Below are 9,217 nucleotides of genomic sequence, written 5' to 3'. Positions count from 1 at the left end.
AAAGTGAGCCGCTGTAAGAGCGGAACCAATAGCAGCCGTGACCGCAGCAACGGATATGTACCCATAACCCCGCCATCCCCCCCGCCATCCCCCCGCATTGCACCCGCAGCCCAGAGCCGATAGTCTTGCAAATCATTACCAGCCCAATCGCCCCAGCACCCCCGGGCCCATTGGGTAAAAGGAGAGGTTTGTGAACATCGGACAGTTCGCCTTTCAACGCCAGGTTGAAAATCTATACGTCGACCACAACGCCTGGCTACGTACCCTGTTGCGCCGCAAGCTGGGCAACGCATTCGACGCCGCCGACCTGGCCCACGACGTCTACCTGCAACTCATGCGCAAGGGCCAACTCCCGCCCACCGGCGAATCCCGGCGGCACCTGACCCAAATCGCCAACGGCCTGGTCATCGACCTCTACCGCCGCCGCCAGATCGAATCCGCCTACCTGCAAGCCCTGGCCCTGTTGCCCGAACCCTGCGCCCCCGATGAAGAAACCCGCGCCCTGGCCATCGAGGCCCTGATCCAAATCGACGCCGCCCTGCACAGCCTGCCACCCAAGGCGCGCCAGGCCCTGTTGCTGTGCAAGCTCGATGGCCTGAGCTACCGCGAGATCGCCGCCAAGCTCCAGGTCTCCGTCTCCTCGGTGGAAAAGTACATCGCCGCCGGCCTGCTGGCCTGCTACCAGACCCTGTACGGCTGACCCTCGCAATGTCGACCGAGCAGCCAATCTCCCCGGATATCATCGAGCGCGCCGCCGCCTGGATGGCCCGCCTGTGGGCCGATGACGCCAGCGCCGAAGACCACGCCAACTGCCTGCACTGGCGCGCCGAACATCCCCATCACGAACTGGCCTGGACGCGCCTGCTGGGCTTCGAGCAAAAACTCCATAGCATCCCCGCGCCGGTGGCCAGGCACAGCCTGGCCGAACCCGACGCTCCCGACTCCCCCGACCGCCGGAGCACCCTGCGCCTGCTGGGCCTGTTGGTCGCAGCCGGTGGCCTCACCTACGGCGTGCGCCACACAGACGCCTGGCAACTGGCGAGTGCCGGCCATAGCACCCGCACCGGTGAAGTTCGCGAAGTGGTATTGCCCGACGGTACCCGCCTGGTATTGGGCCCGGCTTCAGCAATTGACGTGCAGTTCGATGACGACCAGCGCCTGGTGCTGCTGCGGGCCGGCGAGGTCTTCATCACGACCGCGCCGTCACCCCGGCCGTTTCGGGTGCAGAGTCGCCAGGGCGTGTTTCATGCCCTGGGCACGCGTTTCAGCCTGCGCCAATGCGACGACGGCAACTGCCAGTTGGCCGTGCTTGAGGGCGCCGTGCAGGTGCAGCCCGACCATGGCGCAGGTGCGCGGGTGGCGGCAGGTCAAGGCGCCACGGTTTCCAGGGACACCGTGCAGCCGACTGCGGCGGTGACTGACCGCAGCATCGCCTGGGTCAAGGGCCTGTTGGTGGCCGATGGTACCCGGCTGGACGAACTGATCGCCGAGCTGGGACGCTACCGCACCGGTGTACTGCGCTGTGCGCCTGAGGTGGCGATGCTGCGGGTCAGCGGTGTATTGCACCTGGACAATACCGACCTGGCGCTGGACAACCTGGCCGCCGCGTTGCCGATCCAGGTGGTGCGGCGCACCCGCTATTGGGTGACGGTCCGCGCCCCTGCCTGAAAATTCCTTGAGGTTTCGATTGAGGGGTTTGGCCGCTCGTTCGGAAGATAAGGTAAGGGCGAGCAAAGGCTCATTCAGTCAGGGAGACTTCATGAGTAACAAGGATGTGGCTGCGGCCAAACCCAGGGGGCGGGGCGCGGTCTCGCAAGTGTTGCGGCCGGTGCGCGGGCGACTGATCGCTGCGGCACTGCTGGCCGGTGTGGGCAGTATGCTGACGCTGGTGCCGCTGGGGGGCATTGTGCATATCGCCAGGGTCGCCCTCGGCGCGCCGTCGATGGCCCAGGCATCGGGCGAGGTCTGGTTGACCATCAACCTCAGCCTGGCGAGCCTGTTCGCGGGCCTGCTGTTGATGACAGTTGCGGAGACGGTCGCGCACCTGGCCGACAACCACATCACTCGCCACTTGCGCCTGGCCATCGCCCAGCGCCTGAGCCAGGTGCCGCTGGGCTGGTTCACCGAGCGGGCGTCGGGCGAGGTCAAGCAGGCGATGCAGGATGACATCGGCACCCTGCACAGCCTGACTGCGCATTTCTACACCACCGTGGGCCGTTGTGCCGGGGCCGTGCTGCTGTCGGCGGCTTATCTGTTCATGGTGGACTGGCGCATGGCGCTGGTCTCGCTGTTGCCGTTTCCGGGGTTTTTGCTGTTTTTTACCCGGGCGATGAAAGCCAGCGGCAGCCACATGCAGTCCTTTGTCGAGCGCATGACCCGGGTCAATAACGCGGTGGTCGAGTTCGTCAACGGCATTCCGGTGGTCAAGGCCTTCGGTGCCACCGGCAAGGCCCACGCCAGTTACCGCAAGGCGGTAGATGAGTTCAGCGAGGCCTTCGTTGAGTTCACCCGGCCACTGGTGGGGACGATGGCCAATGCCAACGCGATGATCGCCCCGGTGACGGTGCTCGCCATGGTGCTGACGTTTGGCCTGGTGTTTGTCAGCCTGGGCTGGATCAGCGCGGTGGAGGTGCTGCCGTTCGCCATTGTCGCACCGGGCATTTGCGCGCCACTGATGCTGCTGAGTTACATCGTGCATGATCTGGACAACGCCACCGGCGCGGCCCAGCGCGTGCAGGCACTGCTGGCGACGCCGGTGCTGGCGCAGGTGGAGCCGGGGTGCGAACGCTTGCCCAAGGACGCCGAAGTACGCGTCGAAAACCTCGGGTACGCCTACGACCCGCAGCACCCGGTACTGTCGAACATCAGCTTCACCCTCAAGCCTGGCACCGTAACCGCGATCGTCGGGGCCTCGGGTTCGGGCAAGTCGACCCTGGCGCGCCTGCTGCTGCGGTTTTTTGACCCGACCGAGGGGCGTATCACCCTGGGCGGCGTCGACCTGCGGCAGATCGAGACCTCGCAGCTCTACAACCTGATCGGCTTTGTGCTGCAAGAGGTGCGCCTGGTCCACGCCAGCGTTGCCGAAAACATCGCCCTCGGCCGGCCCAGCGCCAGCCGCAAGGAAATCGAGGCGGCGGCACGGGCCGCGAATATTCATGAGTGCATCATCGGCTTGCCACGGGGCTATGCCTCGGTGATTGGCGAGGACGCGCAGTTGTCCGGTGGCGAGCAGCAGCGTATCAGCATCGCCCGCGCAGTATTACTGGCGCCGCCGGTGCTGGTGCTGGATGAACCCACGGCCGCCGCCGATGCTGCAAACGAGGTGGCAATCCAGGAGGCGCTGTCGCGCTTCGCCCAAGGGCGCACGCTGTTGGTGATTGCCCATCGCCTCGATACCGTGATGCACGCCGACCACATCATCGTGCTGGAAAACGGCCGTATTGTTGAACAGGGCACCCATCCTCGACTGATCGCGCAAGAGGGCCGTTATGCGCGCCTGTGGGCGTCGGGCGGTTACAAACAGACCCGCGAACAGGCGCTGCCGACATGCTGAAAACCTTTATCGAACTGTTGGGCGATGACGGGCCGGTCTTCCGTCGCTATGTCGGGAAAGTGATGTTCTACGGTGCGCTGTGCGGGCTGACCCTCGCCGCCCTGGTGCCGGTACTCACCGACATGCTCAACGGTGATCTGGCCGAAGCGGCGTTGTGGCTGGTGGTGTTCCTGGCGGCGGTGGCGACGTGTTGGGCCACGCGACGCGAGGTTGAAAAGGCTGGCGTCGCGGTCGGTGTGGCGGTGCTGCAAGGCGGGCGCCAGCGCATCGGCGACCATGTGGCCGAACTGCCTGTCGGTTGGTTCACGCCCGATAACACGGCGCGGCTCAACCAGGTGGTGACCCAGGGCATGATGGCCGTGGCCCAGCTGCCGGCCCATGTATTTACTCCGGTGCTCAGCGGCGTGGTGACGCCATTGGTGCTGGTACTGGCGTTGTTTGTGCTGCACTGGAAAATGGGCCTGATCGCCTTGCTGGCGTTGCCGATTCTCGGCGGCGCGTTCTGGCTCAGCGCCCGCCTTGGGCGGCGCGCCGACCGGGCGTTCCAGCGCAGCTCGGCCGACACCAGCCAGCGCATGCTGGAGTTCGCCCAGTCGCAGTCGGTGTTGCGTGCCTTCAGTGGCGGCGGCAGCTCGGTGTTCCTGCAACGGGCGATCGAGCAGCAGCACGTGACCGGGGCGCGCCTGATCCTGCTGTCCGCCACCTCGATTCTGCTGAACATGTGGCTGGTGCAGGTGGTGTTCGCGGCCTTGTTGATCGCCGCCGCGCTCTGGCTTGACGCTTACCTGGGAAATGCCTTGCACGTGGGCTCGGTGATTGCGGTGATGGTGTCGCTGTTGCTGGTCAGCCGCTTCATCGACCCGTTGCTGGAGGTGGCCGGCTATGGCGAAACGTTGCGCGGCGCCGGGGTGCAGCTTGAGGCGGTGCGCGAGATATTGGCCGCGTCGCCCCTGAAGGCGCCGAGCGCGCCGCAATCTCCACGGGATGCCTCGGTGGAATTGTTCGATGTGAGCTTTCGCCACGCGGCCGGTTCAAGGGACGTGCTGCGCGGGGTGAACCTGCGTATTGAGCCCGGCAGCATGACCGCGTTGGTGGGGGCTTCCGGTTCGGGCAAGACCACGCTGTTGCGGTTGGTCGCACGGTTTTTCGAGGTCAGCCAGGGCCAGGTGTGTATCGGTGGCGTGGACGTGCGACAGATGTCCGGCGAGCAGCTCAACGCGCAGATCAGCCAGATCTTCCAGGACACGTACCTGTTCCAGGGCAGCGTCGCCGACAACATTCGCCTCGGCAAGCCCGACGCCAGCGACGCACAAGTACTGGAGGCCGCGCGGCAGGCTGGCGTGCAAGAGATTATCGAGCGCCTGCCCATGGGCCTGTCGACCACGGTGGGTGAGGGCGGGGCACGCCTGTCCGGTGGCGAGCGTCAGCGTGTCTCAATCGCCCGTGCGTTGATCAAGGGCGCGCCGATCCTGCTGGTGGACGAAGCCACGGCAGCACTGGACGCCGAGAACCAGGCGGTCATCGCCGAAACCCTGGCACGCTTGCGCGGCACATGCACGCTGATCGTGATCGCGCATCAGTTGTCGACGGTGGTGATGGCCGACCAGATCGTGGTGCTCGATGAAGGCCGGATCGTGGAGCAGGGCACGCCTGAGCAATTGACCGCAAGGCAAGGGCGCTATGCCCGGTTCCTCGCGCAGCGGCGAGCATCGAAAGGCTGGCGTATCGCTTAGTGGACCCGCCAGGGCGGCGGGTCCGAAGGGCAGGTCAGAGCTTTGGCAGTTGCCCGATGCGGCCCATCATTTCGGTGACGATCTGCAGGTCCAGCAGGAACTGGTCGACGGTCTTGAACTCGTTGTCGGTATGGCCGGTGTACTTGACCTCCGGCCGTGCCAGGCCGAATTGCACGCCGTTGGGCAGCTCATGCACCGAGGTAGCGCCGGCAGACGTGCCGTACTTGTGCTCCATGCCCAGGTTCTCGCTGGCCACCGCCAACAGCGCCTTGACCCACTCGCCCTCAGGGTTGCGGTACATCGCCTCGGCGATCGAGTAATCGAAGGTCACAGCCACGTGGTTTTTCTTGGTCCAGGCGCTGAGCTTGTCGGCGATTTCGGCCTTGAGCGCTTCCGGTGACTTGCCCTTTGGCACCCGCAGGTTGACCGCCAGCTTGAAGGTAGTGTCATCTTCGCCCACATAGGTCAGCGAGGTGGTCAGCGGGCCCATGAACGCATCGGAGAAGCCCACGCCCAGCTTGGCGCCCAGGTAATCCAGGCCCCAGTTGTTGGCGGCGTAGTGCGCGGCGTCGGTGAACTGGTTGTGCTTGAGCGCGACCTTGCCGTCGAGGCTGTTGAGGAAGTCGAGGACCCTGGCTACCGGGTTCACCCCGGATTCCGGTTCGGAGGAGTGGGCGGACACGCCAGTGACGGTCAACTGAACGTCCTTGCCGACGACCTTGGCCGCCACTTCAAAGTCGCCGCCATTGCGCTTGGCGTACTCGCTGCCGGCCTTTTGCAGGCTGGCGGCCAGTTCGGCAGGCTTGTCGCTGAGCAATGTCACCACCGACGCCGACGGAATCTGGTTGGTGGCCTTGCCGCCGGTCATCGAGATGATTTCTGCGCCTTTGCCTTCAGCCTTGCGCTTGGGGAACTTGGCCATGACCGTGCCGTAGCCTTTCTCGGCGATCACCACCGGGTAGCCGCCGTCCAGCGCCAGGTTGTAGTTGGGCGTTGGGTTGTGCTCGAAGTAGTACGGGATCGCGTCGCCGGAGGTTTCCTCGGTGGTATCCACCAGCAGCTTGAAATTGCGCGCCAGCGGCAGCTTCTCTTCCTTGATCACCTTCATCGCGTACATCGCCACCACGATGCCGTTCTTGTCATCCTCGGTGCCGCGACCATACATCCGGTCGCCGATCAGCGTGACCTTGAATGGGTCGAGCTTGGTGCCGTCCTTGAGCACCCAGTTTTCCGGGGTTACCGGTACCACGTCCGCGTGAGCGTGGATGCCGACCACTTCATCGCCGCTGCCTTCCAGGGAAATCTCGTAGACGCGGTTGTCGATGTTGCGGAAGTTCAGGTTGAACGACTCGGCCAGGCTCTTGATCTTGGCGGCGATCTTGATGAACTCGGGATTGTCGTGCTGGGCCACGCCGGCGACCTGGAAGGTCGGGATCTCCACCAGCTCACGCAGGGTTTCAGTGGCGGCCGCACCGTACTTCACCCGCGCATACAGGCCCAGCAGGCGATGGATTTCATTCTGCTGGTCGGCGCTCAGGTCCTTGTTGTCGAGAAAGGCACTGATGGCCGGGCCGAGGTTGTCGCTCTTGGCCACGTCACTCTTGGCCAGGCTGGCGAGGAACTGCCGGAAATCCTTGACCGAGGCATCGCTGAAGGTCTTCAGGATGACGGCGTTCTGTTGTGGGGTGAGGTTGGCTTGAGCTTGGGTGGTGAACACCGAAAGGCTGGCGGCCATCAGGGTGGCTACGGCCAGTTGCTTGAGGGAAAAATCCATTGCTGGGGGCATTCCTTTGCAGGGAGTGAGTGAGAAATGTCTGATCGAAAGGTCAGAAACAATTTCACACACTACCATCGGGAGGGCGCAGGAGGGGAGCCCCCGTTGTGGGATTTGTCCGGAGGAAATGCACAAGTGGCGCATAAACGAAAATCCAGTGTGGGAGCTGTCGAGCTTTAGCGAGGCTGCGATGGCGGTGGGTCAGGCAGCATCAATGTTGACACTGCTGCCGCCTTCGCAGCCTCGCTAAAGCTCGACAGCTCCCACAGGGTTAGGTGGTCTGCTAATCTGCGCTCGTTGAATCTCGACCGCCACCCGTGGACCTCTCAATGACATCGCCATCCGATCAAAACCTTGAACCCCAATCCGTCTGCAGCCCGATCACCAGCAGCGCCATTTTCATGGTCGCGACCCTGGCGCCTGGCAGTGACTCGGCTGAGGCGGTGCGCAGCTGGTGCGCCGATATCGCCGGCCTGGTGCGCTCGGTCGGCAAGCGGGTGCCAGCCGGCAACCTGACGTGTGTCGCAGGGTTTGGCTCCAAGGCGTGGGACGCGCTGTTCGGGGGGCCGCGGCCAGCAGCGTTGCACCCGTTCAAGGAAGTGGGCGTGGCCGGGCGCCTGGCGCCGGCCACGCCGGGGGATATCCTGCTGCACATTCGTGCCGAGCAGATGGACCTGTGTTTCGAATTGGCCACCCAGTTGATGGCGGCGCTGGGGGATGCGGTGACGGTGGTGGACGAGGTCCAGGGTTTCCGCTATTTCGACATGCGCAGCATCATCGGTTTTGTCGACGGCACCGAGAACCCGGCCGGGCGCAAGGCGGTGGGTTTCACCATCGTCGGTGATGAGGATCCGGCGTTCAGCGGCGGCAGCTATGTAATGGTGCAGAAGTACCTGCACAACATGCAGGCCTGGAATGAATTGTCGGTGGAGGCGCAGGAGCGGGTGATCGGGCGCACCAAGCTGTCGGACATCGAGCTCGACGATGCGACCAAGCCGAGCAATTCCCACAGTGCATTGACCACCATCACCAAGGACGGCGAGGAAGTGAAGATCCTGCGGGACAACATGCCCTTTGGCCGGCCGGGCGCGGGGGAATTCGGGACGTACTTTATCGGCTACGCGCGCTCGCCAGAGCCTTTGGAGTTGATGCTGGAGAACATGTTTGTCGGCCGACCGGTCGGCAACTATGACCGCCTGCTGGACTTCAGCACGGCGGTCACCGGGGGCCTGTTCTTCATACCGTCTGCGGATTTGCTCGAAGAACTGGCCGACCGCGCGCCTTAGGCCAACAACCCGGTGCTCACCGCCACAATCAGGAACACCCCCAGCACCGCGCGGTAGATCACGAACGGCCAGGTGGAGAATCGCTCCAGGAACTTCATCAGGCCCCAGATCGCGAAGAACGCCGACACACTGGCGACCACCAGCCCGAAGATCAGGTGCGGCCAGGCGTGGGCGGGCAGGTCGGCGTGGAACAATACCCACAGCTCTTTCAGCCCCGCGAGGGCGATCGCCGGCAAGCCCAGCAGGAACGAAAACCGCGCCGCTTCTTCACGCTTGAAGTTGAGGAACAGTGCGGCGGTCAGGGTCGAACCCGAGCGGGAAACCCCTGGAATCAGCGCACCGATCTGCGCAATGCCGACAATCAGCGCATCCCGCAGGCGCATTTCGCCCACCGTGCGCTTATGCCTCGCGCTGAGTTCAGCCGCCGCCAGCAGCACCGCCATCACCAGGCAGGAAATCCCGATCACCATCAGCCCGCGCAGCGGCGAGTTGCAGGAGTTGAGGGTCGACGACAAGGCTATCCCGGCAATCCCGATCGGAATCGTCGCCAGCACAATGGCCACCGCCAGCTTGAACCACTGGTTGTTGTAGTCACCCTGGCGCATCGCAGTGATGCTGCCGACCGTGACCTGGCGTACATCCTTCCAGAAGTAACTGACCACTGCTGCCAGGGCGGCCAACTGCATGGCTGCGGAAAACGCCGAGCCGGGATCCGGCCAGCCGAGCAGGGCGGGCACGATGCGCATGTGGGCGGTGGAAGACACGGGCAACAATTCGGTGATGCCCTGAATGATGCCCAGGATGCCTATTTGCAGGTAATCCAGGGACGCAAAGCCGACATCGAGGCCGCTGGTGCAGACGTTTGTCAAAG

General features: G+C 64.2%; 7 protein-coding genes. 5 read left to right on the top strand and 2 right to left on the bottom strand.

The window, feature by feature from the left end; all coding sequences use genetic code 11:
- Nucleotides 1-190 precede the first annotated feature (190 nt).
- From HX801_RS31035 to HX801_RS31020, 4 genes are all read left to right on the top strand, one after another.
- The gene (locus tag HX801_RS31035) at nt 191-700 is read left to right on the top strand and encodes a sigma-70 family RNA polymerase sigma factor (RefSeq protein WP_087694914.1); all 510 of its coding nucleotides are present in this window, start codon (nt 191-193) and stop codon (nt 698-700) included.
- A gap of 8 nt (nt 701-708) precedes the next feature.
- Nucleotides 709-1,668, top strand: coding sequence for a FecR domain-containing protein (locus tag HX801_RS31030; RefSeq protein ID WP_177023370.1), 960 nt, complete (start codon nt 709-711; stop codon nt 1,666-1,668).
- A 91-nt stretch (nt 1,669-1,759) separates the two neighbouring features.
- Nucleotides 1,760-3,553 carry an ABC transporter ATP-binding protein gene (locus tag HX801_RS31025; protein WP_177023369.1) on the top strand — a complete coding sequence of 598 codons (1,794 nt, stop codon included), beginning with the start codon at nt 1,760-1,762 and terminating at the stop codon, nt 3,551-3,553.
- Entirely contained in the window at nt 3,547-5,286 is a 1,740-nt protein-coding gene (locus HX801_RS31020; protein ID WP_177023368.1) for an ABC transporter ATP-binding protein, read from the top strand. Before HX801_RS31025 ends, HX801_RS31020 begins: the two co-directional genes overlap by 7 nt.
- Before the next feature lie 34 nt (nt 5,287-5,320).
- Here HX801_RS31020 and HX801_RS31015 read toward each other — a convergent pair whose 3' ends face one another.
- On the bottom strand, nt 5,321-7,060 hold the full coding sequence (locus tag HX801_RS31015) for a dipeptidase (protein ID WP_177023367.1): 1,740 nt from the start codon (nt 7,058-7,060) through the stop codon (nt 5,321-5,323).
- A 329-nt stretch (nt 7,061-7,389) separates the two neighbouring features.
- Here HX801_RS31015 and HX801_RS31010 point away from each other — a divergent pair, with 329 nt between their 5' ends.
- A complete protein-coding gene (locus HX801_RS31010) occupies nt 7,390-8,346 on the top strand; it encodes a Dyp-type peroxidase (protein ID WP_177023366.1) in 957 nt (318 codons plus the stop codon).
- Here HX801_RS31010 and HX801_RS31005 read toward each other — a convergent pair.
- Nucleotides 8,343-9,215 (bottom strand): undecaprenyl-diphosphate phosphatase, encoded by an 873-nt coding sequence (locus HX801_RS31005; protein ID WP_177023365.1) that lies wholly within the window; start codon nt 9,213-9,215, stop codon nt 8,343-8,345. The two genes, HX801_RS31010 and HX801_RS31005, sit on opposite strands and share 4 nt — an antisense overlap.
- Nucleotides 9,216-9,217 lie beyond the last annotated feature (2 nt).

It is taken from the genome of Pseudomonas sp. G1002 (assembly GCF_013385455.1).
Lineage (GTDB): Bacteria > Pseudomonadota > Gammaproteobacteria > Pseudomonadales > Pseudomonadaceae > Aquipseudomonas.
The sequence above is the reverse complement of the archived record's forward strand: the minus strand, read 5'-3'. Positions and strand labels throughout refer to the sequence as shown.